The sequence below is a fragment of the Sphingomonas astaxanthinifaciens DSM 22298 genome, from assembly GCF_000711715.1.
In the GTDB taxonomy this organism is placed as follows: domain Bacteria; phylum Pseudomonadota; class Alphaproteobacteria; order Sphingomonadales; family Sphingomonadaceae; genus Sphingomicrobium; species Sphingomicrobium astaxanthinifaciens_A.
This window is the reverse complement of sequence record NZ_JONN01000001.1, coordinates 2,084,249-2,110,359: the sequence shown is the minus strand read 5'-3', so window position 1 is coordinate 2,110,359 and position 26,111 is coordinate 2,084,249. Positions and strand designations below refer to the sequence as shown.

Annotated in this window: 25 protein-coding genes; 13 read left to right on the top strand and 12 right to left on the bottom strand. The window is 68.2% G+C overall.

The features are described from left to right. The first annotated feature begins 30 nt into the window (after positions 1 to 30). A complete protein-coding gene (locus BS69_RS0110840; protein WP_051676707.1) occupies positions 31 to 906 on the top strand; it encodes an alpha/beta fold hydrolase in 876 nt (291 codons plus the stop codon). A 3-nt stretch (positions 907 to 909) separates the two neighbouring features. Here the strand turns inward: BS69_RS0110840 and ruvC are convergent, their stop codons facing one another. Genes ruvC through BS69_RS0110815 form a run of 5 tightly spaced genes read right to left on the bottom strand, consistent with a single transcriptional unit; the run spans position 910 to position 3,353 of the window. Beyond that, positions 910 to 1,395 (bottom strand): crossover junction endodeoxyribonuclease RuvC, encoded by a 486-nt coding sequence (gene ruvC / locus BS69_RS0110835; RefSeq protein ID WP_029941965.1) that lies wholly within the window; start codon positions 1,393 to 1,395, stop codon positions 910 to 912. 11 nt (positions 1,396 to 1,406) lie between these two features. Beyond that, positions 1,407 to 2,150 carry a YebC/PmpR family DNA-binding transcriptional regulator gene (locus BS69_RS0110830; protein ID WP_029941964.1) on the bottom strand — a complete coding sequence of 248 codons (744 nt, stop codon included), beginning with the start codon at positions 2,148 to 2,150 and terminating at the stop codon, positions 1,407 to 1,409. A gap of 55 nt (positions 2,151 to 2,205) precedes the next feature. Continuing rightward, a complete protein-coding gene (locus BS69_RS0110825) occupies positions 2,206 to 2,760 on the bottom strand; it encodes a DUF1003 domain-containing protein (RefSeq protein ID WP_029941963.1) in 555 nt (184 codons plus the stop codon). Between the two features lie 2 nt (positions 2,761 to 2,762). Beyond that, positions 2,763 to 3,083 (bottom strand): YbjQ family protein, encoded by a 321-nt coding sequence (locus BS69_RS0110820; protein WP_029941962.1) that lies wholly within the window; start codon positions 3,081 to 3,083, stop codon positions 2,763 to 2,765. 27 nt (positions 3,084 to 3,110) lie between these two features. Continuing rightward, positions 3,111 to 3,353: a DUF2312 domain-containing protein gene (locus BS69_RS0110815; RefSeq protein ID WP_029941961.1), complete on the bottom strand. Its 243-nt coding sequence runs from the start codon at positions 3,351 to 3,353 to the stop codon at positions 3,111 to 3,113. A gap of 115 nt (positions 3,354 to 3,468) precedes the next feature. Between BS69_RS0110815 and pyk the strand changes: the two genes are divergently transcribed. Beyond that, positions 3,469 to 4,935 (top strand): pyruvate kinase, encoded by a 1,467-nt coding sequence (gene pyk / locus BS69_RS0110810; protein ID WP_029941960.1) that lies wholly within the window; start codon positions 3,469 to 3,471, stop codon positions 4,933 to 4,935. A gap of 3 nt (positions 4,936 to 4,938) precedes the next feature. Here pyk and BS69_RS0110805 read toward each other — a convergent pair whose 3' ends face one another. The 4 genes from BS69_RS0110805 to glf form a co-directional block, all read right to left on the bottom strand. Beyond that, complete coding sequence (locus BS69_RS0110805) at positions 4,939 to 5,820, bottom strand: NAD(P)H-hydrate dehydratase (protein ID WP_037504487.1); 882 nt, start codon at positions 5,818 to 5,820, stop codon at positions 4,939 to 4,941. Further along, positions 5,817 to 6,596 (bottom strand): histidine phosphatase family protein, encoded by a 780-nt coding sequence (locus tag BS69_RS0110800; protein ID WP_029941958.1) that lies wholly within the window; start codon positions 6,594 to 6,596, stop codon positions 5,817 to 5,819. The genes BS69_RS0110805 and BS69_RS0110800 overlap by 4 nt, the downstream gene beginning before the upstream one ends. A 43-nt stretch (positions 6,597 to 6,639) precedes the next feature. Beyond that, entirely contained in the window at positions 6,640 to 8,724 is a 2,085-nt protein-coding gene (locus BS69_RS0110795; RefSeq protein ID WP_211248112.1) for a family 1 glycosylhydrolase, read from the bottom strand. 80 nt (positions 8,725 to 8,804) lie between these two features. Next, positions 8,805 to 11,177: a UDP-galactopyranose mutase gene (glf, locus tag BS69_RS0110790; protein ID WP_051676706.1), complete on the bottom strand. Its 2,373-nt coding sequence runs from the start codon at positions 11,175 to 11,177 to the stop codon at positions 8,805 to 8,807. Positions 11,178 to 11,430: 253 nt separating this feature from the next. Here glf and BS69_RS0110785 point away from each other — a divergent pair, with 253 nt between their 5' ends. From BS69_RS0110785 to mce, 3 genes are read left to right on the top strand one after another with little or no spacing between them, the layout of a single operon-like run. After that, positions 11,431 to 12,963, top strand: a complete 1,533-nt coding sequence (locus BS69_RS0110785; RefSeq protein WP_029941955.1) for an acyl-CoA carboxylase subunit beta — start codon at positions 11,431 to 11,433, stop codon at positions 12,961 to 12,963. Next, positions 12,960 to 13,220 carry a hypothetical protein gene (locus BS69_RS0110780; RefSeq protein ID WP_029941954.1) on the top strand — a complete coding sequence of 87 codons (261 nt, stop codon included), beginning with the start codon at positions 12,960 to 12,962 and terminating at the stop codon, positions 13,218 to 13,220. The genes BS69_RS0110785 and BS69_RS0110780 overlap by 4 nt, the downstream gene beginning before the upstream one ends. Continuing rightward, complete coding sequence (gene mce / locus BS69_RS0110775; protein ID WP_029941953.1) at positions 13,217 to 13,636, top strand: methylmalonyl-CoA epimerase; 420 nt, start codon at positions 13,217 to 13,219, stop codon at positions 13,634 to 13,636. Before BS69_RS0110780 ends, mce begins: the two co-directional genes overlap by 4 nt. 10 nt (positions 13,637 to 13,646) lie before the next feature. Here the strand turns inward: mce and BS69_RS0110770 are convergent, their stop codons facing one another. After that, complete coding sequence (locus tag BS69_RS0110770; RefSeq protein WP_029941952.1) at positions 13,647 to 14,648, bottom strand: ligase-associated DNA damage response exonuclease; 1,002 nt, start codon at positions 14,646 to 14,648, stop codon at positions 13,647 to 13,649. A 67-nt stretch (positions 14,649 to 14,715) separates the two neighbouring features. Between BS69_RS0110770 and BS69_RS0110765 the strand changes: the two genes are divergently transcribed. From BS69_RS0110765 to BS69_RS0110755, 3 genes are read left to right on the top strand one after another with little or no spacing between them, the layout of a single operon-like run. Continuing rightward, the gene (locus BS69_RS0110765; RefSeq protein WP_029941951.1) at positions 14,716 to 14,910 is read left to right on the top strand and encodes a hypothetical protein; all 195 of its coding nucleotides are present in this window, start codon (positions 14,716 to 14,718) and stop codon (positions 14,908 to 14,910) included. Then, positions 14,907 to 17,333, top strand: a complete 2,427-nt coding sequence (locus BS69_RS0110760; RefSeq protein WP_029941950.1) for a ligase-associated DNA damage response DEXH box helicase — start codon at positions 14,907 to 14,909, stop codon at positions 17,331 to 17,333. The genes BS69_RS0110765 and BS69_RS0110760 overlap by 4 nt, the downstream gene beginning before the upstream one ends. A 44-nt stretch (positions 17,334 to 17,377) precedes the next feature. Further along, positions 17,378 to 17,641: a hypothetical protein gene (locus BS69_RS0110755; RefSeq protein ID WP_029941949.1), complete on the top strand. Its 264-nt coding sequence runs from the start codon at positions 17,378 to 17,380 to the stop codon at positions 17,639 to 17,641. A 3-nt stretch (positions 17,642 to 17,644) separates the two neighbouring features. Here BS69_RS0110755 and BS69_RS0110750 read toward each other — a convergent pair whose 3' ends face one another. Continuing rightward, positions 17,645 to 19,138 (bottom strand): M20/M25/M40 family metallo-hydrolase, encoded by a 1,494-nt coding sequence (locus BS69_RS0110750; RefSeq protein WP_037504485.1) that lies wholly within the window; start codon positions 19,136 to 19,138, stop codon positions 17,645 to 17,647. 74 nt (positions 19,139 to 19,212) lie between these two features. Between BS69_RS0110750 and BS69_RS0110745 the strand changes: the two genes are divergently transcribed. Next, positions 19,213 to 19,668 (top strand): 3'-5' exoribonuclease, encoded by a 456-nt coding sequence (locus BS69_RS0110745; protein ID WP_029941947.1) that lies wholly within the window; start codon positions 19,213 to 19,215, stop codon positions 19,666 to 19,668. Between the two features lie 28 nt (positions 19,669 to 19,696). Continuing rightward, on the top strand, positions 19,697 to 20,359 hold the full coding sequence (gene pdeM / locus BS69_RS0110740) for a ligase-associated DNA damage response endonuclease PdeM (protein WP_029941946.1): 663 nt from the start codon (positions 19,697 to 19,699) through the stop codon (positions 20,357 to 20,359). Here the strand turns inward: pdeM and pabB are convergent. Then, positions 20,356 to 22,071, bottom strand: coding sequence for an aminodeoxychorismate synthase component I (pabB, locus tag BS69_RS0110735; protein WP_029941945.1), 1,716 nt, complete (start codon positions 22,069 to 22,071; stop codon positions 20,356 to 20,358). The two genes, pdeM and pabB, sit on opposite strands and share 4 nt — an antisense overlap. A 46-nt stretch (positions 22,072 to 22,117) precedes the next feature. Here pabB and BS69_RS0110730 point away from each other — a divergent pair, with 46 nt between their 5' ends. From BS69_RS0110730 to BS69_RS0110720, 3 genes are read left to right on the top strand one after another with little or no spacing between them, the layout of a single operon-like run. Then, entirely contained in the window at positions 22,118 to 23,377 is a 1,260-nt protein-coding gene (locus tag BS69_RS0110730) for a dipeptidase (RefSeq protein WP_029941944.1), read from the top strand. A 9-nt stretch (positions 23,378 to 23,386) separates the two neighbouring features. Then, on the top strand, positions 23,387 to 25,315 hold the full coding sequence (locus BS69_RS0110725) for a S9 family peptidase (RefSeq protein ID WP_029941943.1): 1,929 nt from the start codon (positions 23,387 to 23,389) through the stop codon (positions 25,313 to 25,315). Then, complete coding sequence (locus BS69_RS0110720) at positions 25,312 to 25,977, top strand: MBL fold metallo-hydrolase (RefSeq protein WP_029941942.1); 666 nt, start codon at positions 25,312 to 25,314, stop codon at positions 25,975 to 25,977. Before BS69_RS0110725 ends, BS69_RS0110720 begins: the two co-directional genes overlap by 4 nt. The last annotated feature ends 134 nt before the right edge of the window (positions 25,978 to 26,111 follow it).

Sequence of the window (26,111 nt, the reverse complement as noted above, 5' to 3'; positions counted from 1 at the left end):
GGGGTGGGGCCCAAGCGAAAGGAGCATGTCATGCCGAGGTTCACGACCAGCGACGGGACGAGCATCTTCTTCAAGGACCTGGGGCCCAAGGACGCCCAGCCGATCGCCTTCCATCACGGCTGGCCGCTCAGCGCCGACGACTGGGACGCGCAGGTCATGTTCTTCCTGAACAAGGGCTACCGGGTGATCGCCCACGACCGTCGCGGGCACGGCCGGTCGGACGAGACGTCCCACGGCAACGAGATGGACACCTATGCCGCCGACCTGATCGAGCTGGCCGCGCATCTCGATCTTCGCAACGCCGTCCATGTCGGTCATTCGACCGGCGGCGGCGAGGTCGTCCATTATGTCGCTCGGGCCGAGCCGGGGCGGGTCGCGAGGGCGGCGATCCTCGGCGCGGTGCCGCCGCGGATGCTGGTCGGCGAGGACAATCCCGAGGGCGTCCCGATGGAGGCCTTCGATGGCTATCGCGCGGGCGTCGCGGCCAATCGCGCCCAGACCTATCTCGATGTCGCCTCGGGGCCGTTCTACGGCTTCAACCGCGAGGGCGTGCAGCCGATCGAAGGCGTCATCCGCAACTGGTGGCGGCAGGGCATGATGGGCGGGATCAAGGCCCAGTATGACTGCATCAAGGCCTTTTCGGAGACCGATTTCTCGGACGACCTCAGGAAGATCGAGGTGCCGGTCTTCGTCATGCATGGCGACGACGACCAGATCGTGCCCTACCGGATCTCGGCGCTGCGTTCGATCACGATGCTCAAGGACGGCCGGATCAAGATCTACCCGGGCTTCCCGCACGGCATGGCGACCACCCACGCCGACGTGATCAACGCCGACCTCCTCGCCTTTGTCGAGGGCCGCGAGGTGGGCGAGCGCCACGCCCAGCTGGCCGACGCCGAGGCCTGAGCCTCAGCCGACGCGCCTCGCCGTGGCCAGATGATGCGCATGCGTGATCGCCACGGCGAGGGCATCGGAGGCGTCCTCGCCGGCGATCTTCGTGCCGGGAAGCAGGATCTTCACCATCGCGTGAACCTGGTCCTTGGACGCGCCGCCGGTGCCGACCACCGCCTTCTTGACGAGGCTCGGCGCATATTCGCCGACCGCGAGCCCGGCGCGGCCCATGCACATCAGCACCACCCCGCGCGCCTGCGCGAGCTTGAGGGTAGAAGCGGGGTTCTGGTTGACGAACACTTCCTCGGCCGCGGCCGCGACGGGGCGATGTTCGGCGAGGATCGCGTCGATCGCCCGCGCGATTTCCGCCAGCCGCTCGGGCATCGGCGCGCTCGGCTTGGTCTTGACCTGCCCGTTGGCGACATGGGTCAGCCGGTTGCCCTCGGCCCGGATCACGCCCCAGCCGCAGGAGGACAGGGACGGATCGAGGCCGAGGATGATCATTGCTTGGGCGCTCAGCCGAGCTTCGCCAGCTCGTCGTCCGAGATGTCGTAATTGCCCCAGACGGTCTGGACGTCGTCATCGTCCTCGAGCGCGTCGACCAGCTTCATCAGGCTGGCGACCGCATCGCCGGTGACCTCGGTGGTGAGGGTCGGCTTCCACGCCAGCTTGACCGCCGAGGCCTCGCCGAGCGCCGCCTCGAGCGCTTTCGCGACATCGTGCATGCCGTCGGTCTGGGTCCAGATCTGGTGGCCGTCCTCGTCGCTCTGCACGTCGTCGGCGCCGGCCTCGATCGCGGCTTCCATGACCTTGTCCTCGTCACCGACGCTGGCCGGATATTCGATCAGGCCGAGCCGCTCGAAGCCGTGGGAGACGCTGCCGCTGGCGCCGAGGTTGCCGCCGTTCTTGGAGAAAGCGGTGCGGACATTGGTCGCGGTGCGGTTGCGGTTGTCGGTCAGCGCCTCGACGATGATCGCCACGCCATTGGGGCCATAGCCCTCGTAGCGGACTTCCTCGTAATTCTCCGCGTCGCCCTTGCTCGCCTTATCGATCGCGCGCTGGATATTGTCCTTGGGCATCGACTGCGCCTTGGCGGCGTTGACCGCGGCGCGCAGGCGCGGGTTCATGTCGGGATCGGGCAGGCCCATCTTGGCCGCGACGGTGATTTCGCGGCTCAGCTTGGAGAACATGCCCGAGCGCTTTTTGTCCTGCGCGCCCTTGCGGTGCATGATGTTCTTGAATTTGGAATGGCCGGCCATGGGTGTCCCGCTTGGAAAGGTTCGCCCGCGCCTCTAGCCAGTTGGAGCCCCGGGCTCAATCGGGCCCCTTGTCGGCGAGCAGGCGGTCAATCTTGTCGTGAAGCTCCCTGAGCTCGCTCTGCGCCCGCGCGGCAAGCAGTTCGTCGACCTTGTGGTGGAGGCGCAGCAGCTCGAGCTCGGCGCGGAGGTTGGTCTCATAGTCGAGCTGCGCCGCCAGCCGGTCCTTGGACGCCTGCCGATTCTGGCTCATCATGATGATCGGCGCCTGGATGGCGGCGAGCGTCGAGAGCATCAGATTGAGGAAGATGTAGGGATAAGGGTCGAAGGCGAGCCCGACCCGCTTGAGGATTTCGCTGTTGAGCAGCATCCAGCCGAACAGCACCAGCGCGAAGGCGATGATGAAGCTCCAGCTGCCCCCGACCGCGGCGACCCGGTCGGAGAGGCGATCGCCGAAGCTCGCCTGCGCGGTCGCCTCGTCATTGACGTCGCGGCTGCTGGCGGTGCCCGCCGCGATCGCCGCGAGGACCCGCCGTTCCTCCTCGCCGATGTCGATGTCCGAGCGGTCGAGCAGCCGCTCGGCGAGGACCGAAGGGGAGCCCGGCTCCGCCATCGTCAGCCCAGCTTCACCGCCGTGCCGCAGACGCAGACCATCAGCATCGAGCCGTTCTTGCCGATGACCTCATAGTCGAAGTCGACCGCGACGATGGCGTCGGCGCCGAGGCGGCGGGCCGAGCCCTCCATCTCGTGCATCGCCTGCGCGCGGGCTTCCTGGATCGAGCTTTCGTAGGCGCCCGAGCGGCCGCCGAAGAAGTCGCTGACCGAGGCGAAGATGTCCTTGAAGACGTTCGCGCCGACGATCACCTCGCCCCCGACGAGGCCGAGATAGTCGCGGATCGGCCGGCTTTCGAGCGTCGAGGTGGTGGTGATGATCATGGATGCCCCCTGCCTGGTCCGCCCATCTTAATGCAGACCGAGCGCGTTGCGATAGGTTTCGAGGAGCGCGTCGGCCTCGTCGCGGGCATGCTTCTCCATCTTGCGAAGGCCCACCACCTTGCGCATCGTCTTGGTGTCGTAGCCATTGGCCTTGGCCTCGGCGTAGACATCCTTGATGTCGTCCGCGACGCCCTTCTTTTCTTCCTCGAGCCGCTCGATGCGCTCGATGAAGAGACGCAGCTGATCGGCGGCGACGTTGCCGTCGGACATGATTCCCTCTCCCGGTGAATAGGTATGCGGCGCGCGCCTTAGGCCAGTGGGCCGACCCCGCCAAGCGGTTGAAGAAAGGGCGTCGGCCGCTATGGCGGCGGGGCAACAGGAGTTGATGAACGTGTCGAAGCCGGTCGGTCCCCGCGAACGCAAGGTCCGCATTCTCGCCACCCTCGGGCCCGCCTCGGGCACCCGGGAGATGATCGCCAAGCTGATGCATTGCGGGGCCGACGCCTTCCGCATCAACATGAGCCATGGCGACCAGGCGGCGAAGGCGCAGCTGGTCGAGACCATCCGCAGCCTCGAGGAAGAATATAAGCGGCCGACGACGATCCTGTTCGACCTCCAGGGCCCCAAGCTCCGGGTCGGCAAGTTCGCCGGCGGCACCGCGATGCTCGAGACGGGTGCGCGCTTCCAGCTCGACGACAGCGCCGAGCCGGGGACCGCCGAGCGGGTTGAGCTCCCCCACCCCGAATTGTTCGCCGCGGTTCGCGAGGGCGACCAGCTGCTGATCGACGACGGCAAGATCCGGCTGCGCGCCGCCGCGGTCGCGCCGGGCCGGATCGAGACCATCGTCGAGGTCGGCGGCAAGGTCAGCAACAACAAGGGGGTTAACGTCCCCGACGTGCTGGTCCCGATCCCCGCGCTGACCGAGAAGGATCGCGACGACCTCCAGTTCGCGCTGTCGCAGAAGGCCGACTTCATCGCTTTGTCGTTCGTCCAGCGGGCCGAGGACGTGATCGAGGCGCGCGAACTGATCGGCGACAAGGCCGCGCTGATGGTCAAGATCGAGAAGCCCGCCGCGATCGAGCGGCTCGAGGGGATCCTCGAGCATGCCGATGCGGTGATGGTGGCGCGCGGCGACCTCGGGGTCGAGCTTCCCGCCGAAGCCGTGCCGCCCTTGCAGAAGATGATCGTCGCCCGCGCCCGTGAGCTCGGCAAGCCGGTGGTGGTCGCGACCCAGATGCTCGAAAGCATGATTACCTCGCCGACCCCGACCCGGGCCGAGGTGAGCGACGTCGCCAATGCCATCTACGACGGCGCCGATGCGGTGATGCTCTCGGCCGAGAGCGCCGCGGGCCAGTTCCCGGTCGAGGCGGTGGCGATGATGGACCGGATCGGACGCTCGGTCGAAGCCGATCCCAATTATGCCGCGCGGGTACATTTCACCGCCACTCCGGCCGAGCCGACCACCGCCGACGCGCTCGCCGAGAGCGCGGGCAAGATCGCCAATACGGTCAGTGTCGCCGCGATGGTCTGCTACACCTCGACCGGCTCGACCGCGCGCCGCATCGCCCGCGAGCGCGGGCCGGTGCCGCTCTTGGTGATGACCGCGAGCAAGACCGTCGCCCGGCGGATGGGCCTCGTTTGGGGCGTCCACGCGGTCCACACCCGCGACGTCGCCAGCTTCGAGGAGATGGTCGGCAAGGCCAAGCGGATGGTCCTGCGCCACAAGCTTGCCGATGGCGGCGACCGGATCATCGTGCTGGCGGGCGTGCCGTTCGGCACGTCGGGCTCGACCAACGTGCTCCACGTCGTCCGCGTCGCCGGCGACGAGCTCGACGATTACGGGGTCAGCTAAAGGCTAGAGCTGGCCGCCGTCGCGCAGGATGGCGGGCACTTCGTCCGGAATTTCGCGGGCGAGATAGCCGAGGGTGCCGACGCGTTGTCCCAGCCGGCGGCCGGCCTCGCCATGGCACCAGACCGCCCATAACAGGGCCGACAGCGGATCGCCGCCGCGCGCCAGCAGCCCGCCGACAATCCCGGCCAGCGTGTCGCCCGATCCCGAGACTCCGAGGCCGGGCCCGCCGCCTTGGTAGCGGAAGACGTCGCCCTCGGGACTGACGACATGGCTGGCGACGCCCTTGACGAGGGTCAGCGCACCGTAGCGCTCGGCGCAGCGACGGCCCGCACCAACGGGATCGGCCTCGACCTCGACTTCGTCGCGACCCAAGAGGCTGGCCATTTCGCCGGCATGGGGAAGGAGCACCGCGGGCTCCTTCTTATCGGCCAGTTGCCGTTCGCGCTGGGGAAGCGCGTGGAGCATGGCGGCGTCGAGGACGAGGCGCGGGCAGCGCTCGGCAAGCGCGGCGGCCAGCGCAGCGGTCGAGCCGTTGCCGCGGATGCCCGGTCCGGCGACCACCACGCTCGCCTTCTTGGCAAGCTCGGTCAACGCCTCGGTCGAGGCCGGCGCGAAGCCGCCATCCTCGCCCTCGTCGACGCCGCGCACCATCGCTTCGGGCATCGACACCGACAGGCCCATGGCGGCGCTGGTGACGGTGGCGATCTGGAGCCGTCCTGCGCCGGCCCGCATCGCGCCCAGGGCGGTGAGCAGCGCCGCGCCCGCGACCTCGCGGCTGCCGGCGATCACGAGAATGCTGCCGCGCTCGTCCTTGTCGCCCGCGCCGACCGGGGGAAGCGGGTGCCGGGCCAGGAGCTCCGCGTCCAGTGGAGCAGGCGCGTTCACCGGCTGCCGGTCATCCGGTCGGGAGCGGCGGTGACCGGAGCCCCCTCTTCCTCGAGCGGGGCGGCCTGGTTCCACAGGGCGAGCCGTGGCGCGGCCTCGAGCTGGCTGCCGTCGAAGTCGAACGCGCAGATGCCGCAGTTCAGCACCTCGGACGACTTGTCGATCGCGAGGATCTGCGCCTCGTCCAGCTCCTCGAGGATGTAGCGCATGCACAGCACTACGACCTGGTGGCAGACGATCAGCACCCGCCGGCCGCTATACTGGAGGTTGATCGAGTTCATCGCCGAGCGCAGGCGCAGGATGACGTCGGCCCAGCTCTCGCCCCCCGGCGGGCGGTGGTAGAATTTGCCGAGTCGGGCGCGATGCGCGGCTTCCTCGGGGAAACGCTGGCGGATGCCGAGCGTGGTGAGGCCGTCGAACACCCCGAATTCGCGCTCGCGCAATCGCTCGTCGACCACGGTCCGGGCCCGCCCGCCGGCCAGTCCGCCGGCTTCGCAGATGGCGAGCGCGGTCTGGCGCGCGCGCAGATAGGGCGAGGAAAGGATCACCTCGGGCCGTTCGTCGTCGGGCCGGCTCGCGAACCAGCGGCCGGTCGCGGCGGCCTGGCGATGGCCGAGCTCGGACAAAGGCACGTCGACATCGCGCATGTCGATGCCGATGGTGGCGAGGCCCGCCGCCTCCGATTTGTCGCGCGCGACGTTGCCCTGGCTCTGCCCGTGACGGACCAGGTAGAGGCGCTGCGGCCAGCGGCCGGCGGCGGGCGAATCTCGTTCCATGCGCTCGTTCAAAGCACGAGCCGCCCGGCGGGTCCAACGCGGCTCAGCCTAGCACCGCCTCGGCGAAGCGGACATAATCGTCGAGGGCATGGTCGAGCGGGCGGAGGATCTGGCCGCGGCTGGTCGCGAGGCTCGTGTCGGTCCGGGGTCCCCCACTGTCGACGATCCGCCGCGCCGCAATTCCCCGCCGGTCGGCGATCTCGCGGGCGAGGCCGTGCCAGCTGATGCTGCCGGCATTGGCGAGGTGCCACAGTCCGTGCTCGCCATCGAGCAGCAGGTCGAGCGTCGCATGGACGAGGTCGGGAACGTAGGTCGGGGTGACAAAGGCGTTGTCGCTCGCCGCCACTTCCTCGCCGCGGTGGAGGCTGGCGAGCGTGGTGGCGAGGAAATTGGCGCGATCCCACGGCCCGAAAAAGGCGCTGGTGCGGACGATCAGCGCCTCCGGGTCGAGTGCCAGCACCCGCTCCTCGGCCGCCGCCTTGCTGTGGCCGTAGACCGTCGCGGGGCTGGTCGGATCGGGCTCGACATAGGCCCGGCCGAGCTGGCCGTCGAACACGAGGTCCGACGAGAAGGTCACGAAGGGGATGCCCCGCCGGCGGCAGGCCGCGGCGAGCAGCTCGGGGCCGGTGGCGTTGATCCGGAAGCAATCCTCGGGCTGTTGCTCGGCCTCGGGGACGCGGACGAAGCCGGCGGTGTTGATGAGCGCCCAGGGCGCGACCGCGTCGAGGACCTGCTCGATCTGCGTGGCATCGGTGATGTCGAGGCGGCGGCGGTCGGTCAGGACATGCGCGAGGCCGCGATGATGACAGAGGCGCGCGAAGGCCTGCCCAAGCGTTCCGCCGCGACCGGTCACGAGCAGGGGACGCCCGGCAATGGGGCCCTCCCTTAGTCCTGCGCCCGGACGATAGACCCGGCCCGGCCGCCGCCACCAGGGGGCGCCGTCGAGCGCCGGATGGTCGAAATGGCCGGTCTCGGCGAGGGTCGCGGCAGCCTTGGCGACGAGCGTCGGCCGCGCCTCGGGCCCGCGGGTCTCGAAGGCCCCGGTGTCGTAGTTGCCCTCGCGGCGGGTCATGAGCGAACGCCAGTCGACCGCGCCGAACAACGCCCAGAGGGTGATCGCCCGAACGTCGGCCCCCTCGGCCCGCGCCTCCTCGGTCTCGCGCCAGACCTGCGCCAGCCAGCGGGTCTGCTCCTCGCGGCTGCAGCCGTGATGGACCTCGCCGACCACCATCGGCAGGCGGTAGCGGCGCCACGCCTCCATCAGGCGGCGTTTTGGACCCAGCCGGGACCGAAGATGCGGGACCCGCACCGCCTCGACGTCGACATAGCGGTGCCGGCCATTGTCCCCGGGTTCGACGCCGGGATATTTCTCAATCCGGTGGTCGAGATAGCGCTCGCTGGTTAGATAATGGTCGATCGCCAGCAGGTCGGGCCGCGCGCCGCCCTCACGCAGCGCGGCCAGCCGCTCGGGCGCGACTCCCGCCTTGACCAGCCAGTTGTAAAACGGGTGCTTCGGACCGACCCGTCCGGTCATCAAATCGAAGGTCAGCCAGCGGCGGTGGTTCTCATGGGCCGCCTGATAGGCGAGCTCGGCGGTCGAGAAGGTCTTGCCGAGGTCCTCGGTCGCGACCAGCAGAGCGGCGGGATTGATCGCCCGGATCGCCGCCATGGCGAGCGCGGTCGCCTCGATCTCGGCGACCAGCACCCGCAGCGCCTCGTCGAAGCTGGTGCGGTGCGGATGCCAGATGCCGTACAGATAGGAGAAGCGGGCGGTGGTGAAGGGCTCGTTGACCGGGGTCCAGCGGGTGATCCACGGGTAGCGCCGGGCGACCTCGCCGGCGAAGGCGGCGAACTTCTCGGGAAAGTCGGGATCGGTGAGCTCGACCCCCTCCGGGCCGGTGCCGTGATGGAGGAGGCCCGCGATGACCTCGACCCCGCGATCCCGCAGCCGGCGGAGCCGCTCGTCGTGCCAGGCGAAGTCGAGCGTGCCGGCACCCGCCGCCGCCACTTTCTCCCACAGGATCGGGTAGCGGACCGCGCGAATGCCGAGGTCGGCGAGCGCGTCGATGTCCGACAGGCGCGTCTGGTGACCCGTTTCGACCAGCTGGTCGCGATGCTGGTCGTGCACGCGCACGACCGAGCATTCGACTCCGCCCCACAGCTCAAGCGGAGAAATGGGCCTGGCCATCGAGAGGCGCTGCACCCGGCCTAGATGGCCAGGCGCAGTTCCTGGCTACTCGCACCGATACGCGCGCGGGCCTCGTCCATCCGCCGGAAGGTCGCGAGCGCCTGCCCGACGATCTGGTCCATGTTGTAATAGCGGTAGGTCGCCAGCCGGCCGACGAAGGTCACGCCGGGGGTCGAGTCCGCCAGCGCCTCGTAGCGCTTGAACAGGGCCTGGTTCTCGGGCCGGGGGATCGGATAATAAGGATCGCCCTCGGCGCTCGGATATTCGAGCGTGATCGAGGTCTGCGGATGCTCCTGCCCGGTGAGGTGCTTGTATTCGCTGATCCGGGTGTAGGGGATGTCGGTCGAGGGATAGTTGACCGTTCCCACTTCCTGGAACCACTCCTTGTCGATCGTCGAGTGGACGAAGCGCAAGGACCGGTAGGGCAGCTTGCCGAACTTCCAGTCGAAATATTCGTCGATCGGGCCGGTGTAGATGATGTGCGCCGCGTCGATGTCGTTGCGCACCTCGCGGAAGTCGGTGCCGAGCGACTTGTCGATCAGCGGGTGGTCGAGCATCCGCTCGAACATCCGGGTATAGCCCTCGAGCGGCATGATCTGGTGGGTGTCGGTGAAATAGCGGTCGTCGGTGTTGGTCCGGGTCGGGATCCGCGCCGTCACCAGCTTGTCGAGCTCGCTCGGGTCGAGGCCCCACTGCTTGCGGGTATAGCCCTGGAAGAAGAGCTCGTAGAGCTCGCGACCGACGGCGTTGACGACCACGTCCTCGCTGGTGCGGATGTCGGCCACCGGCTCGGCCCGCGCGGCGAGGAAGGCGGCGGCCTCTTCGTCGGTGGTGAGGTTGGCGTCGAACAGCTTGTTGAGCGTGGTGCGATTGATCGGAATCGGCACCAACTGGTCGCGGACGCTGGCCAGCACCCGGTGCTCGTAGGGACGCCACTGGGTGAACTGCGAGAGATAGCTGACGATCTCGTCCGAGTTCGCGTGGAAGATGTGCGGCCCGTACTTGTGGTAGAGGATGCCGTTCTTGTCATATTCGTCATAGGCGTTGCCGCCGACGTGATCGCGCTTGTCGATCATCAGCACGCGGGCGCCATGCTGGCTGGCGAGACGCTCGGCGAGGACCGAACCGGCGAAGCCACAGCCGACCACCAGATAGTCGTACTTGCGGTTCCTGCTGTGGGTGTAGTGGCCCTGGCCGAAGGCCGGGCGCTCGATCTTCTGGCCCTGCTCGGTCACCTCGGCGAGCAGTGCCGCCATGCGCGCCTGGGTGGTGTCCCAGCTCATGTCGGCGAGCGCGAGGTCGACCTCGGCCAGCCACTCATTGTCGCCGCGGGTGAGCGACAGCGCGCGCTCGCAGGCCTCGACGAATTGCTCGGCCGTCCCGGCGATCATCACGCCCGAGAGCTTCTCGTAATGGCGCTTGACGTCGCGGATCGGGGTCGAGACCACCGGCTTGGCGGCGGCGAGATATTCGGGGGTCTTGGTCGGCGAGATGAAGCGCGTCGCGTCGTTGATGGCGAAGGGCATCATCGCCACGTCCCAGTTGCCGAGATAGGCCGGGAGCTCGTCGTAGGTCTTGCCGCCGAGATAATGGATGTTGGGCCGCTTGGGCAGGTCGTCGTGGCTGATCTTCACCACCGGGCCGACCATGATGAGCTGCCAGTCGGGACGGGCCTCGGCGACCTTGTCGAGCAGCTCGATGTCGAGCCGCTCGTCGATCACGCCGTAGAAGCCGAAGCGCGGGCGGGCGATCCCGGCCTGGTCGGCGGGGTCGGCGATGCCGGCGCGGGCGGCGCCGAAATGCGCGCGGTCGACCGACGAGGGGAAGGGATGGACGTTGCCGTGCCGCTTCTTCTTCGCCTCGTAGAGCGAATAGCCGCCGGTGAAGACGACGTCGGCCGCGTCGAGCAGTTCGCGCTCGAGATCGAGCAGCTCGGCCGGGGCGAAGCGGAAGGCCGACAGCTCGTCCATGCAGTCATAGACGGTTGCGACCGAGTCGAGATGCCGCGAGAACGGCAGCATCATCGGGGTGTAATACCAGCGGATCAGCCGCCCCTCGAGCGTCGCGGCATAATTGTCGAGCAGGCCCTTCAAGACGGTGCGCTGCGCGTCGACTTCGAGGCCCTCGGGGAGATGCGGCGTGACGATCGTGACGCCCTCGCAATCCTTCGCCGCGCGGATGTCGAGCGAAGGCCCTTCTCCCGCCGCGGCCGGGACCGGCTCTTCCCACACCGTCACCGGCATGTCCTTGGCGAAGCGGCACATCAGGTGCTGCGGGCGCTGGAACACGAAGTCCCAGCGAAGGTGCGAGAAGCACAAAAGGGTGGTTGGCTTGTTCGAGGACGACGGAGCATTGGGATGACCCTGGTCGTGAACGCCGACTTTCTCGAACATGCGTGGTGAACCTCTCTCGAAAGAGTAATTGAATCAGACAGACAACGGGTGCCGAGCTTGTCCGCAGCCACAGGCGGGCGCGCCGGCACAGGTGAGGCCGCGGGCTGGCAAATCTCCTCCCACCCCGCAGTTCATGACGCTCAACGGTTCGCCCGAAGCGATGGTTCCGGCCCTGTAACTTATGTTATGATCTCACCCTCGCGGATTGGCGGCGAGTTGACGCGCCGACGGGGCGGCGCGAAAGGCGAACCCCATGAGCAGCACCATCGCCGAACTCGAACGCCGCCGCGACGCCGCCCGGATGGGCGGGGGCAGCAAGCGCATCGACGCCCAGCATGCCAAGGGCCGCCTGACCGCGCGCGAGCGGCTCGCCGTGCTGCTCGACGAGGGCAGCTTCGAGGAAGTCGACGCTTTCGTCGAACATAATGCGACCGAGTTCGGCATGGCCGAGCAGCGCTTTCCGGGCGACGGCGTCGTGACCGGCTCGGGCACGATCAACGGCCGGCTGGTCTATGTCTTCGCGCAGGACTTCACCGTGTTCGGCGGCTCGCTCTCCGAGCGCCATGCGCAGAAGATCTGCAAGATCATGGACGCGGCGATGAAGGTCGGCGCGCCGGTCATCGGGCTCAATGACAGCGGCGGCGCGCGCATCCAGGAAGGCGTCGCCAGCCTCGCGGGCTATGCCGAGGTGTTCCAAAGGAACGTGCTCGCCAGCGGCGTCGTGCCGCAGCTTTCCCTGATCATGGGTCCCTGCGCGGGCGGCGCGGTCTATTCGCCCGCGATGACCGACTTCATCTTCATGGTGAAGGATTCGAGCTACATGTTCGTCACCGGCCCCGACGTGGTGAAGACCGTCACCAACGAGGTCGTCACCCAGGAGGAACTGGGCGGCGCGATCACCCACACGACCAAGAGCAGCGTCGCCGACCTCGCCTTCGAGAACGACATCGACGCGCTGCTGGGCGCACGCGAGTTCTTCGACTTCCTTCCGCTGTCGAACCGGGTGCCCGTCCCCGAGCGCCCGACCGAGGATGCGTGGGACCGGACCGAGGACAGCCTCGATACGCTGATCCCGCCCAGCGCAAACCAGCCCTACGACATGCACGAGCTGATCCGGAAGGTCGCCGACGAGGGCGACTTCTTCGAGCTCCAGCCCGCCCACGCCGGCAACATCATCATCGGCTTCTGCCGGATCGAGGGCCGCACGGTCGGGGTCGTCGCCAACCAGCCGATGGTGCTGGCGGGGGTGCTCGACATCAATTCGTCAAAGAAAGCCGCGCGCTTCGTCCGCTTTTGCGACGCCTTCGAGATTCCGCTACTGACTTTCGTCGACGTGCCGGGCTTCCTGCCCGGCGTGGGCCAGGAGCATAACGGCATCATCAAGCACGGTGCGAAACTGCTCTTCGCTTATGCCGAGGCGACCGTGCCCAAGATCACCGTCATCACCCGCAAGGCCTATGGCGGGGCCTATGACGTCATGGCGTCCAAGCACTTGCGCGGGGACTTGAACTACGCTTGGCCGACCGCCGAAATCGCGGTGATGGGGGCCAAGGGCGCGGTCGAGATCATCTTCCGCAAGGACATCGGCGACGCGGACGCCATCGCCCAGCGCACCAAGGAATATGAAGAGCGCTTCGCCAACCCGTTCGTAGCGGCGAGCATGGGCTTCATCGACGACGTCATCCAGCCGCGCGAAACCCGCCGCAAAGTCGCACTGGGCCTCCGCAAGCTGCGCGACAAGCAGCTCGAAAACCCGTGGAAGAAGCACGACAACATCCCGCTGTGACAGCCCTCATCGGAATCGTCCTCGGCGGCATTGCCTGTCTCGCCCTCATTGCGCTTCGTGCGCACGACGCTGCCGCGAAGGCCGACGCTAGCGGGGAGCTTCGCTTCCATGTCCGCGGGCTTTTCGGCGAGCAGACCATTCTTCGGTCGGATGATCCGGTTCGCTTCGCACATGAACTGATGCTGCTTCGGGCTGTGCCGTGGTTGGCCGCCGGGCTGACAGCCTTCGGAATGTTATTGGTAGGTATCGCGCAATGAAACTCGGACGTCTGAACCATGTCGGGGTCGCCACCCCGTCGATCGAGCAGAGCCTCGCCATGTACCGCCGCCTGTTCGGTGCCGAGCCATCGTCGCCCGCCTTCGACCTCCCCGCGCAGGGGGTGAAGGTATGCTTCGTCGACGCGCCCAACAGCCAGATCGAGCTGATCGAGCCGCTCGGTCCCGACAGCCCGATTGCCAGGTTCCTCGAGAAGAACCCGCAGGGCGGGCAGCATCACGTCTGTTTCGAGGTCCCCGACATCGAAACCGCCCGCGCCCATTTCGAAAGGCTCGGCGCGCGCATCCTCGGGCCGACCCGGATCGGCGCGCACGGGACGCCGATCTTCTTCCTGCACCCGAAGGACATGGGCGGCATGCTGACCGAGATCATGGAAAGCCCGAAGCAGGCCCACTGAGCCGGCGAGCCTAATCCTCGTCGTCGTCCTCGTAGCCGACGAGGTTCAGCTCGCGCGCCTTGATCTGGCGGGTCATGCACCAGTGCATCAGCGCGTCCTCGCGGCCGTGGGTGATCCACACTTCCTTCGGCGCGATCTCGAGGATGGTGTCGGTGAGTTCGCCCCAGTCGGCATGGTCCGAGATGATCAGCGGCAGTTCGACGTTCTTCTGCCGCGCGCGCTGGCGGATCCGCATCCAACCGCTCGCCGCCGAGGTGATCGGGTCGGGCAGCCGCCGGCTCCAGCGATCGTTGAGCGCGCCCGGCGGGCAGAGGACGAGATGGCCCGCCATCTCCGCCTTTTCGGTGCCGGCGACCAGCCGCAGTTCGCCGAGGTCGATTCCCTGCTCCTGGTAGAGGGTGCACAATCGCTCGAGCGCGCCGTGGAGGTAGATGGGCTGATGGTGGCCGCGCCGCCGGACCTCGGCGATCACCCGCTGCGCCTTGCCCAGCGCATAGGCGCCGACCAGCACGCAGCGATCGGGATTGTCGGCGAGGCGGGTGAGCAGCTTGTCGATCTCGCTTCCCGTCTCGGGATGGTGGAAGACCGGCAGCCCGAAGGTCGCCTCGGTGATGAAGATATCGCACTTGACCGGCAGGAAGGGTTCGCAGGTCGGGTCCGGCCGGCGCTTGTAGTCGCCCGAGACCACTACCCGTTCGCCCTTCCAGTCGAGGATGATCTGGGCCGACCCAAGCACGTGCCCGGCGGGAACGAAGGTGACCTCGACTTCGCCGACGGTGACGCTCTGGCCATAAGCGACCTCGCAGCCGTTCTGCTCGCCATAGCGTACGCCCATGATCGCCAATGTCTCGGGCGTCGCCCAGACGGTGCCGTGCCCGCCGCGGGCATGGTCGGCATGGCCGTGGGTGACGAGCGCGCGCGCCTGCGGCTGCGACGGGTCGACCCAGGCGTCGGCGGGACGCACGTAGATCCCGGTAGGGTGGGGTTCGATCCAGGAACCGAGGCGGGCCATGCGGGCTTATAGCTAGCGAACGGGCGAGCGGTTCCGCCGCCTTAACAAACACGATAGGTGAAGCAGCATGGCCGAAGGTAGCGACGTTCATTATTGGTGGCTGGTGCTGGTCGGGGCCTTCGTGCTCCTCGGCGTGCTGTTCTACGCCTTCAACCGCAACCGGAAGAGCGACGTTCCCCCGGAGGTGACCGAGCGCGCGACCCGCGAACTTTATGCCGAGGAAAAGCGCGCCCATGAGCGCGACGGCAACAGCGGCCTCTGAGCAAGCATGACCTTCCCGCGGTCGTCGCCGACTGGTTCGAGCGCCGGGACTGGCGGCCGCGCCGGCACCAGCTCGACATGCTCGAGCGCGCCCGCGCCGGGCGGCACGCGCTGCTGGTCGCGGGGACGGGGGCGGGCAAGACGCTGGCGGGGTTCCTGCCGACCATCTGTGAGCTCGCGGACAATCCGGCCGAGGGCCTGCACACGCTCTACATCTCGCCGCTGAAGGCGCTGGCAGTCGACGTCCAGCGCAACCTCCTCGATCCGATCGGCGAGATGGGCCTGCCGATCCGGGTCGAGACCCGCACCGGCGACACGCCCTCGGACCGCAAGGCCCGCCAGCGCGCCAGGCCGCCGCAGGTGCTGCTGACCACGCCAGAGAGCCTGTCGCTACTCCTCTCCTATCCAGACAGCTTCCTGATGTTCTCGGGGCTGAAGACCATCGTCCTCGACGAGATCCACGCTTTCGCCCGCGACAAGCGCGGCGACCTCCTCGCCCTCGCCCTGGCGCGGCTGCAGAGGATCGCCCCCGGCCTTCGCCGGGTCGGCCTCAGCGCAACCGTCTCCGACCCCGACGCCTATCGCAGCTGGCTCGCGCCGGATGCGGACATGGACGAGGTCGATGTGGTGTTGGGCGAGCTCGGGGCAGAGCCGGTGCTCGACATCCTCCTCCCCGAAAACCGCGTCCCCTGGTCGGGCCATTCGGGCCGCTATGCCGCCAGGCAGGTCATGGCGCAGATCGAGCAGCACAAGACGACGCTCGTCTTCTGCAACACGCGCGGCCTGTGCGAACTCATCTTCCAGGACCTGTGGAAGGTGAACGAGCAGAGCCTGCCGATCGGGGTCCACCACGGCAGTCTTGCGCTCGAAGCGCGGCGCAAGGTCGAGGCGGCGATGGCGGCGGGCCGGCTGCGCGCGCTGGTCTGCACCAGCTCGCTCGACCTCGGGATCGACTGGGGCGATGTCGAGCTGGTCATCCAGATGGGCGCGCCCAAGGGCAGCTCGCGCCTGCTGCAGCGGATCGGCCGCGCCAACCACCGCCTCGACGAGCCGAGCCAAGGCCTGATCGTGCCCGGCAACCGCTTCGAATATCTCGAGGCCCGCGCGGCCCTGGACGCGGTCGACGCGCGCGAGCTCGACCCCGAAATCTTCCGGCCGGGCACCCTCGACACGCTCGCCCAGCACATCCTCGCCTGCGCCTGCGCCGCGCCCTTCGAGCAGGGAGCGTTGCTGGCCGAGATCCGCTCGGCCGCGCCTTATGCCGGGCTGACCGACGAGGTCTTCGAGCGCGTGCTCGCCTATATCGCGACCGGTGGCTACGCGCTTCGGGCCTACGACAAGTTTCGCCGGCTGGTCGAGGAACCGGCAGGGTCGGGCCACTGGCGGATCACCCGCCCCGCGGTCGCGGTCCAGCACCGGATGAACGCCGGGATCATCGTCGACAATCCGATGCTCGATGTCCGCTTCAAGAACGGGCGGATGCTCGGCCGGGTCGAGGAAGGCTTTGCCTCGACCCTCACGATCGGCGACCATATCTTTTTCGCCGGCCTCAGCCTCGAGGTCGAGCGAATGAAGGACAGCGACATCATCGTCCGCGCCGCGACCAAGGAAGCGCGCCTGGTCACCTACGGTGGCCAGCGGATGAGCATGAGCACGCACCTCGCCGACCGCGTGAAAGGCTTTCTCGCACATCCCGACGAATGGTCGCGCTTTCCCCCCGACGTGCGCGAGTGGCTCGAGGTGCAGCAGCGCCGCTCGCGGCTGCCGCAGCCCGACGAGCTGCTGGTCGAGACCTTCCCCCACGAAGGCCGCCACTTCCTCGTCATCTACAGCTTCGAGGGCTGGAACGCTCACCAGAGCCTCGGCATGCTGGTGACCAAGCGGATGGAGAAGATGGGGCTGAAGCCCCTGGGCTTCGTCGCCAACGATTATGCGCTGTCGGTCTACGGCCTCGAGCCGATCACCGACCCCGCGCCCCTGCTCTCCCCCGACATCCTCGAGGACGAGTTCGTCGAATGGGTCGAGCAGTCGATGCTGTTGAAACGCGCCTTCCGCGAGGTGGCGGTGATCGGCGGGCTGGTCGAGCGCCAGCACCCCGGCAAGCGCAAGACCGGCAAGCAGGTCAGCTTCTCGACCGACCTCATCTACGACGTGCTGCGCAAATATGAGCCGGAGCACCTGCTCATGCGCGCGGCCTGGGACGATGCCCGCGCCCGGATGACCGAGCTCGGCCGCCTTGCCCGGCTGGTCGAGCGCGCCGCCGCGCAGATGGTGCATGTCGACCTGCCCCGCGTGACCCCGATGGCGGTGCCGCTGATGGTCGTCATCGGCCGCGAGGCGCTCCCCGCCGGATCGGGCGCCGAGGACGCGCTGCTGATGGAAGCCGAGGAAGTGCTCGCCGAACTGGCGATGCGCGAGGACTGAGGAACGACGCTGTTCATTCAGGTCGAGCGGGCTACACTCCCCCCATGCGCTTCCTGCCCGTCCTCCTCCTCGCCACCGCCATCGGCGGCTGCGCCGTCGCCAGCACCGCGGTCAATGTCGTCACCCTGCCGGTGAAAGCCGTGTCCAAGGGCGTCGACCTTGCCATCACCAGCCAGTCCGAGGCCGACGAGAAGCGCGGCCGCGAACTGCGCAAGGAAGAGGAACGGCTCGGCCGTGAGCGCCGCGAGCTCGAGGAGCGCTGCCGCAAGGGCCGGGCCCGCCCCGAAGACGTCTGCCCGGCCCGCTGAGGGCTATTTCCGGCCGAGCTTCGCCACTTCGTAGAGATAGTCGACGAAGAACAGCGCCGCTTCGTCGAGCCCGGCGACCCTGGGGTTGCTCGAGCGGACGATGAACCATTCGTCGGGCGCGTGCGCGCCCTCGCCGCGGCCGATCCCGAACTGGCCGGTGGGCAGGTTCAGCGGCGCACCATTGAAGACCACGCCCGGCCAGCTGCCGGCGCTGCGCGGGGTGATGGTGAAGGGCACCTTGTTGCGCTCGAACACCCGCTTCTGGGCCTGGATGAAGGCGCTGTTCTCGTCGGTCTGGTTGGGGCCGTAGCCGCCCGACACCACCACCTTCACGTCGTCGAACCCGCGCTTCGCCAGATGCGCCTTCAACTTGGTGACGACCTCGTCCTTGGTCATGTTGGGGACGAGCCGGAACTCGAGCTTGGCCTCGGCCCGGCCGGGCAGCACGGTCTTGCCGCCGACCCCGGTGTAGCCGCTGACGAGGCCCTGGATGTTGACCGTCGGCTGGCTGAGGAAGCGCTCCGAGCTGGTCTGGTAGTCCTCGTCGTTGATCCAGCGGCCGATGCCCAGCCCCTTCTTCACCTCGGCTTCGTTCGAGGCCTTCACCTGCTGGGTGATCAGCTCCTTCTGGCGCGCGGTGAGCGGCGCGACATTGTCCATGAAGCCATCGATGGTGGGGGTGTGCCCGTCGTCGGCGACGAGCGTGTCGAGCGCCTTGACCAGCCGCCATGCCGGGCTCTCGACCCGGGCATAGTTGCTCGAGTGGACGTCCTTCCTGGGATATTTGTCGCTGGTCTCCCCGCCGACGATCAGCTGGAACTCGACCGCGCCCTTGGCGCCGAGCAGGATGTCGCCGAGCCCGCTCTCGTCCTGGCTGGCCGAGGGGATGAACACGCCGACCGTCTTCTGGAGCGCGGCGGCAACTTGCGGGTCGGCGACGATGCGGGGGAAATTGGGGCTGGCGATCTCTTCCTCGCCCTCGGCCACCAGCACGAGGTTGACCGGAAGCTTGCGCCCGCTCGCCTTGAAGGCCCGCAAGGCCGCGAGGAACGCGGTCTCGGGCCCCTTCTGGTTGACCGCGCCGCGGCCGCGGATCGCCTGGCCCTCGCCCGGCCGGTCATAGAGCTGGCCTGCGAGCGGCGGGCTGGTCCATTCCTTGGGGTCGAACTGCTTGACGTCATACATGAAATAGACGCCGAGCGTCACCGGCGCGCCCGCGTCGAGCGTCGCGAACACGCCCGGGACCCCGCCCGATTCGACGATCCGCGCCTGCTGGAAGCCGGCGTCCAGCGCGAGCTGGCGCATGTAGGCGGCGCCCTCGGAGACGTTGCGCTTCTCGGCGGCGATGGTGGGGAGCGCGATCCAGTCCTGGAGCGACTTGACGTTCTGGTCGTGCTGGCCGGCGATCACCTTCGCCATCGCCTCGCGTCCGGGAGTCTGCGCATTTGCCCCTGTCGCCGCCAGTGCCAGCACCAGGCCCAGTCCGATCGATCGCATCACTCGCCCCCTCAGGTTACCAAAAGATGCGGCGAGACTGGCGCAGCCGCCGCTCCTCGTCCAGAGCGCTCCCCATGCGCTATTTCCTCGATTGCGAGTTCGACGGCTTCGGCGGTCCGCTGATCAGCCTCGCGCTGGTCCCCGAAGACGGCAGCGAGGAATTCTATGCCGTCCTCGATACGCCGCGGCCCTGGTGCGACTGGGTCGAGCGGCACGTCGCGCCCTTCCTCGACATGGTCCCCGACAATCTGAAGCGCCGCCCGCAGCCCGCCGGCCAGGTCTCGCACGAACTGGCCGACTGGCTGTCGGGCCTGCCGCACGTCGAGATTGTCGCCGACTGGCCCGACGACATCGCCTATTTCTGCCGGGTCCTGATGACCGGGCCCGGCCAGATGGTGACCGTGCCCCACCTCACCTTCCAGCTGATGAATCTCGCCGGTTTCTCCGCCAACCGGCACAGCAAGGTCCCGCACAACGCGCTGCACGACGCGCGGGCACTGCGCGATCATGTCATTTCCCCCTTGGATTGAGACGCCCGCTAAGGCATTGGCGATTCTGATGGTTCCCCTTTCGTTCGCCGGACAGGATTTTCTCGCCGATCCGCAGGGCGCCCTGTGGTGGCCGGCCCGGCGCGCGTTGCTGGTCGCCGACCTCCATCTCGAGAAGGCGAGCTGGTATGCGCGCCTCGGCCAGTTCCTGCCGCCCTACGATAGCCAGGCGACGCTGGCGGCGCTGACCGAATTGGTCGATCGCACCGGGGCGGAGCGGCTCTACTGCCTCGGCGACAGTTTCCACGACAAGCATGGCTGCGACCGTCTGCCCGAAGCGGCCCGGGCGATGCTGCTCGCCCTGACCGGCCGGCTCGACTGGACCTGGATCCTCGGCAATCACGATCCCGGCTTCGCCGACCATTGCGGCGGCGTGCTGAGGGAAGAGGTCGAGGTCGAGGGCCTGGTCCTTCGCCACGAAGCCGATCCCGCCGATCCGCGGCCCGAATTGTCGGGCCATTACCACCCCAAGCTGCGGCTCCAGCTGCGCGGCAAGTCGGTCAGCCGCCGCTGCTTCGTCGCCAGCGGTTCGAAGCTCATCTTCCCCGCCTTCGGGGCGCTGACGGGCGGGCTCGACGCCGGTCACCGCGAGATCATGAAGAAGGTCGGCGCGCCCGCCGCGGCGCTGGTCCCGGTCAAGGACCGCCTGCTGCGCTTTCCGCTCGCCGCCTAGGCGAGCCGCGCCTTCATCAGCCCGCGCAGCATGTTGCCGACAACAAAGCCCCCGGCGAGGTCGGCTTCGGTGAGGTCGTGCTCGACCGCCTGCCCTTCGCTGATGAGCTTGTCGCGAAGCACCCCGGGCAACAGCCCGCGAGACAAAGGCGGGGTCAGGAGCCGGCCATCGCGCTCGACGAAGACCGAGGTGAAGCTGCCTTCGGTGAGCCTCCCTTCACGGTCCACGAACACCACCTCGTCCACCCCGCTGGCGAGTCGCGCATCGTCGTAGAAGGCGCGGTCGGTGGTCTTGAAGCGGAGCCGGTAGTCCTCTTCGGCGACCGGCAGCGGCACGAGCTTCACCTGCAGTTCCTCGCGCCGGTGGGTTGGCAAGGCGCGGACTTCGACCGCCATCATCCCCGTCGGCGACAGCAGCAGCCGCGCCGCACCCGGTACCCTGCGGCCAAAGGTCGCCGCCTGCAATTCGTTGCGCGCCGCGTGCCGGTCGAAGTGAAAGCCCAGGGCCTCGGCCGAACTCTTCAGCCGGTCGAGGTGCCGGTCGAGCTCCACCACCCCTTCGTGCGGATCGAACCGCATGGTCTCGATGAGGTCGATGGCGGGCAAATCACGCGTCACGAAGGCTCCCTTGGACAGGCACTCGGCCCACTCATCCCCGCCCTTGGAGTCGACCACAAGCCCCGACCCCAGGCCAAGAGTCGCTTTGTCGACATCGCATTCGAATTCAAGCGTCCGGATGAGCACGCTGAACGCCGCGTCGCCGCCCGGCTCGATCCATCCGGCCGCTCCGCAATAGGCGCCGCGAGGGGAAGGTTCGAGCTCGCTGAGCGCGAGCATCGCCGCGACCTTGGGCGCGCCAGTCACCGATCCGCAGGGAAAGATGGTACGCAGGACATCGACCGCGTCGAGCCCGTCCTTCAGCCGCGCGGTCACCCGGCTGACCATCTGGCTGACGGTGGGATAGCGCTCGACCGCGAACAGCTCGGGCACCGCGACGCTCCCCGTCTCCGCCACCCGCGCGAGGTCGTTCCGGAGGAGGTCGACGATCATGAGGTTTTCGGCGCGGCTCTTGGGATCGTCGGTGAGCACGCTCGCCTGCGCCTCCGGCCCGGCGGTGCCCTTCATCGGCTTGGCCTCAAGCATCCGATCGCGGATGGTGAAGAACTGCTCGGGACTGAGGCTCGCCAGCCAGCCGCCGGGATGCCGGATCAGCGCCCCCCACCCCGCCCCCGACGCCGCCCGCAACCGCGCGTAGAGCGCCGCCGGGCTGCCGGCGGTCCTGACGATGCAGGGGAAGGTGAGGTTCGCCTGATAATAGTCACCGGCGCGCAACTGCTCCTGAACCCGCGCGACCGCGGCGAGATAGTCGGAGCGCGAGATCCGCGGTACGGGTGCCGACGCGAAGGCGCCGGCCGGATCGGGCAGCACCTGCTCCACCGCGATCTCCTCGAAGCGCTCGAACAGACCGAACCAGAGCAGCGGCCCCGGCCCCTGCCGCGCAGCTCCCGCCAGCGCCGGATCGAGCGCATAGCCCGCCTCATAGGCGAGATAGCCCGCCGCATGCTTCCCGCCGCGCACCGCCGCCTGCAGCCGCTCGAGCGCCGGGACCACTTCCTCCATCCGGTCCGCGCGGATCTCGCCGACCGGATCGGCGTAGCGGCGCGCGCGGCCGCCCGGCCTTGCATCGTCGAACAGGAGGAAAGGCGTGGTCATTACGCTGCCGTTTGCCTGCCCGCGAACCGCTTCGTAAAGTGGGCTCATGCGCACCGCTTCCATCGCCCTCGCCGCCGCCCTCCTCGCCGCCCCCGCCGGCGCCCAGGGCATCGATCCCGCCGTCGCCAAGCGGATCGACCGAATCCTCAAGGCGACCCCGCTGATCGACGGCCACAACGACCTGCCAGAGCAGCTCCGCGAGAATTACAAGCTCGATGTCGCTGGTCTCGCCAGCGGCGGGGCGGCGCGTGCAAACCCGCTGATGACCGACATGGCGCGTCTTCGCCAAGGCCGGGTCGGAGCACAATTCTGGTCGGTCTATATCGACGGCACCATCACCGGTGACGAGGCGATCCGCGACACGATCGAGCAGATCGACACCGTCCACCGCCTGGTCCGCGCTTATCCCAACGATCTCGCCTTTGCTTCGACAGCCGACGACATCGTCCGCATTCACAAGAGCGGCAAGGTCGCCAGCCTGATCGGGATCGAGGGCGGGCGGCAGATCGGCGGGAGCCTGGCCGCGCTGCGCCTCTTCTACGACGCCGGCGCGCGCTACATGACGCTGACCCACAATCAGACCACCGAATGGGCCGACAGTGCGACCGACCAGCCCAAGTGGAACGGTCTCTCTCCGTTCGGCCGCGAGGTCGTCGCCGAGATGAATCGGCTCGGCATGCTGGTCGACTTGAGCCACGTCTCGCCCGACGTCATGCGGCAAGCGATCGGCCTGTCGAAGGCGCCCGTCATCTTCTCGCACAGCTCTGCCGCCGGCGTGGTCGGGCATCCGCGCAACGTCCCCGACGACGTGCTTCGCCTGCTTCCCGCCAATGGCGGTGTGGTGATGGTGAACTGGGTGCCCGGCTTCATCAGCCAGCCCGTCTGGACGTGGACTGCCGACCGCGCGGGCGAGGAAGCGCGGCTGAAGGCGATCCACCGTTCGAGCCAGGCCGCGGTCGACGCCGGCCTCAAGGCCTGGGACGCAGCCCACCCCCGCCCGGCGACCGGAGTCAGGGAAGTGGCCGACCATATCGAGCATGTCGTCCGGGTCGCCGGCTACGATCATGTCGGGATCGGCGCCGATCTCGATGGCATTCCCTACACCCCGACCGGGCTCGAGGGGGTCGAGACCTATCCGCTCCTCTTCGCCGAGCTGATCCGCCGCGGCTGGTCCGACGCCAACCTCGCCAAGCTGGCCGGCGGCAACATCCTGCGCGCGCTGCGCGGGGCCGAGGCGACCGCCCGTTCGATGAAGGACATCCCCCCGTCGATGGCCACGCTTGAGGTCAAGCCGGCGGCGCAATAGGCTCGGCCCATGCTCATCCGTTTCAGCCTCGCGCTTGCCGCGACCTCCGCCCTTGCCGGCGTCGCTTCGGCGCAGGCCCCCGACACCGTGCCCAAGCCCGCCGCGCTGACGGTTCAGGGGGTCCCGCCGGTCCCGGCCGCGCTCGCCGCCCGCACCCGGCCCTATCAGGAGCTGCGCAGCGCGGCCTTTGCCGGCTGGAACAAGCGCGATCGCTCGATGCTGATCCGCACCCGCTTCGGCAACGTCCCCCAGCTGCACCGCGTCGCCGGGCCGCTGATGGACCGCCAGCAGATCAGCTTCGAGGCCGAGCCCGTCTCGGGCAGCTGGGCGCCCTCGGGCGACGTGCTCGCGGTCCAGAAGGATCGCGGCGGCGACGAATTCTTCCAGCTCTATCGCCTCGATGGCGGCCGCCTCACCCTGCTCACCGACGGCAAGAGCCGGAACGAGCGCGGCGCCTGGAGCAAGGACGGCAAGCTGCTCGGCTATTCGAGCACCCGCCGCAACGGGACCGACACCGACCTCTATGTCGTCGATCCGCGCAACCCCGCGAGCGACCGCCGGGTCGCCGAGGTCAAGGGCGGCGGCTGGAGCATCGCGGCCTTCGCCCCCGGCAATGCCCGTGCGCTGGTGCTCAACTACCAGCAGGTCACCAATAGCGACCCCTATCTGCTCGACGTCGCCAGCGGCCGGCTGACCCCGATCGGCGATCTCAAGAAGGACATCGCTATTGGCGGGGCGGAATTCGCCCCCAACGGCAAATTGTGGGTGCTGTCGGACGAGGACAGCGACGTCCAGCGCCTCGGCACGCTCGACCCCGCGACCGGCCGTTTCACGCCCGTCGCCAATGCCGGGCGCTGGGACGTCGAGGAGTTCGACATTTCCGACGATGGCCGCCGGATCGCCTATCTGACCAACGAGGCCGGGATCAGTCGCCTCTACATCCTCGATACCGCCAGCGGCCGCTCGACCCGGGTCGCGGCGCTGCCCGTGGGGGTTGCCGGCGGCATCGAATGGGCGCCGTGGGGCGAGCTCGGCTTCACCTTCAATTCGGCCAAGGGCACGGCCGACGCCTGGTCCTACAATCCGGCCACCGCGAAGCTCACCCGCTGGACGAGGAGCGAGACCGGCGGGCTCGACTTCTCGGCCAATCCCGAAGCCCAGCTGTTCGAGGTGAAGAGCTTCGACGGCGAGCGCGTCTCGGGCTTCCTCTATCGCCCCGACCCCGCAAAATTCCCCGGCAAGCGCCCGGTCATCGTCGACATCCACGGCGGGCCCGAGGGGCAGGAACGCCCGGGCTTCATGGGCCGCGACAATTATCTCATCAACGAACTCGGAATCGCGGTCTTCCTGCCCAACGTCCGCGGCTCGACCGGCTTCGGCAAGCGCTTCGTCAGCCTCGACAACGGCCCCTTCAAGCGCGAGGATTCGGTCAAGGACATCGGCGCCTTCCTGACCGCGCTGAAGGCCGACCCGGCGATCGACGCCAATCGCATGGCGGTCACCGGCGGAAGCTATGGCGGTTACATGTGCTATGCCTCGGCGATCCGCTATGCCGCCGACTTCAAGGGCGCGCTGTGCAACGTCGCCATCTCCAACTTCGTGACCTTCCTCGAGAATACGCAAAGCTATCGCCGCGACTTGCGCAGGGTCGAGTATGGCGACGAGCGCGATCCCACGCAGCGCGCCAAGCTCGAGGAGATCTCGCCGCTTCGCCGGATCAACGAGATCAAGGAGCCGCTGTTCGTCGTCCAGGGCGCCAACGATCCGCGCGTGCCCAAGTCCGAGGCCGACCAGCTGGTCGCCAAGGTCCGCGCGCAGGGCACGCCCGTCTGGTACATGGTCGGCGAGAACGAGGGCCACGGCTTCGGCAAGAAGGAAAACCAGGACTATCTGTTCTGGTCGACCCTGCAATTCTGGCAACAGACCCTGCTCAAGTGACCGACAGCGCTGTTCCCCCGCTCAAGGCGGCGGTCATTCCGGTGACCCCGCTCCAGCAGAACTGCACCCTCCTGTGGTGCACCGCGACCAATCGGGCCGCGCTGTGCGATCCGGGCGGCGACCTGCCCCGGATCAAGGCCGCGGTGGCGCAGGCCGGGGTCACGGTCGAGAAGATCATCCTCACCCACGGCCACATCGACCATTGCGGGCAGGCGGGGCAGCTTGCGGCGGAGCTCAAGGTGCCGATCGAGGGTCCGCATCTCGACGACCTCTTCTGGATCGCCCGGCTGGCGGACGACGGCGCGGCCTATGGGATCGACGCCTCGCCGTTCGAGCCCAATCGCTGGCTGACCGACGGCGAGCAGGTCACGGTGGGTGACCTCGTCCTCGACGTCTACCACACGCCCGGGCACACGCCGGGCCACGTCATCTTCCACCATCCGCCCTCGGCCCTCGCGCTGGTCGGCGACGTCCTGTTCGCCGGATCGATCGGCCGCACCGACTTTCCGCTGTCGGACCACCAGGCGCTGCTCGATTCGGTCCGGACCAAGCTCTGGCCGCTGGGCAGCGAGACGATCTTCATTCCCGGCCACGGCCCGATGAGCAGTTTTGAGCGCGAACGGGCGAGCAATCCCTTCGTCGGCGATGCGGTGCTGGCCTAGGTCCCTTGCTTCCCGCCGACTTTCCGCTATAGGCCCCATCCGTTCGCGATGATCTTGTCGCCGCCCCGGGTGTCAGCACCCGGTGAGCCCGGCACAGGTTCGTCGCCTTCTTTTTTGACCGCAACCGTTTAGAA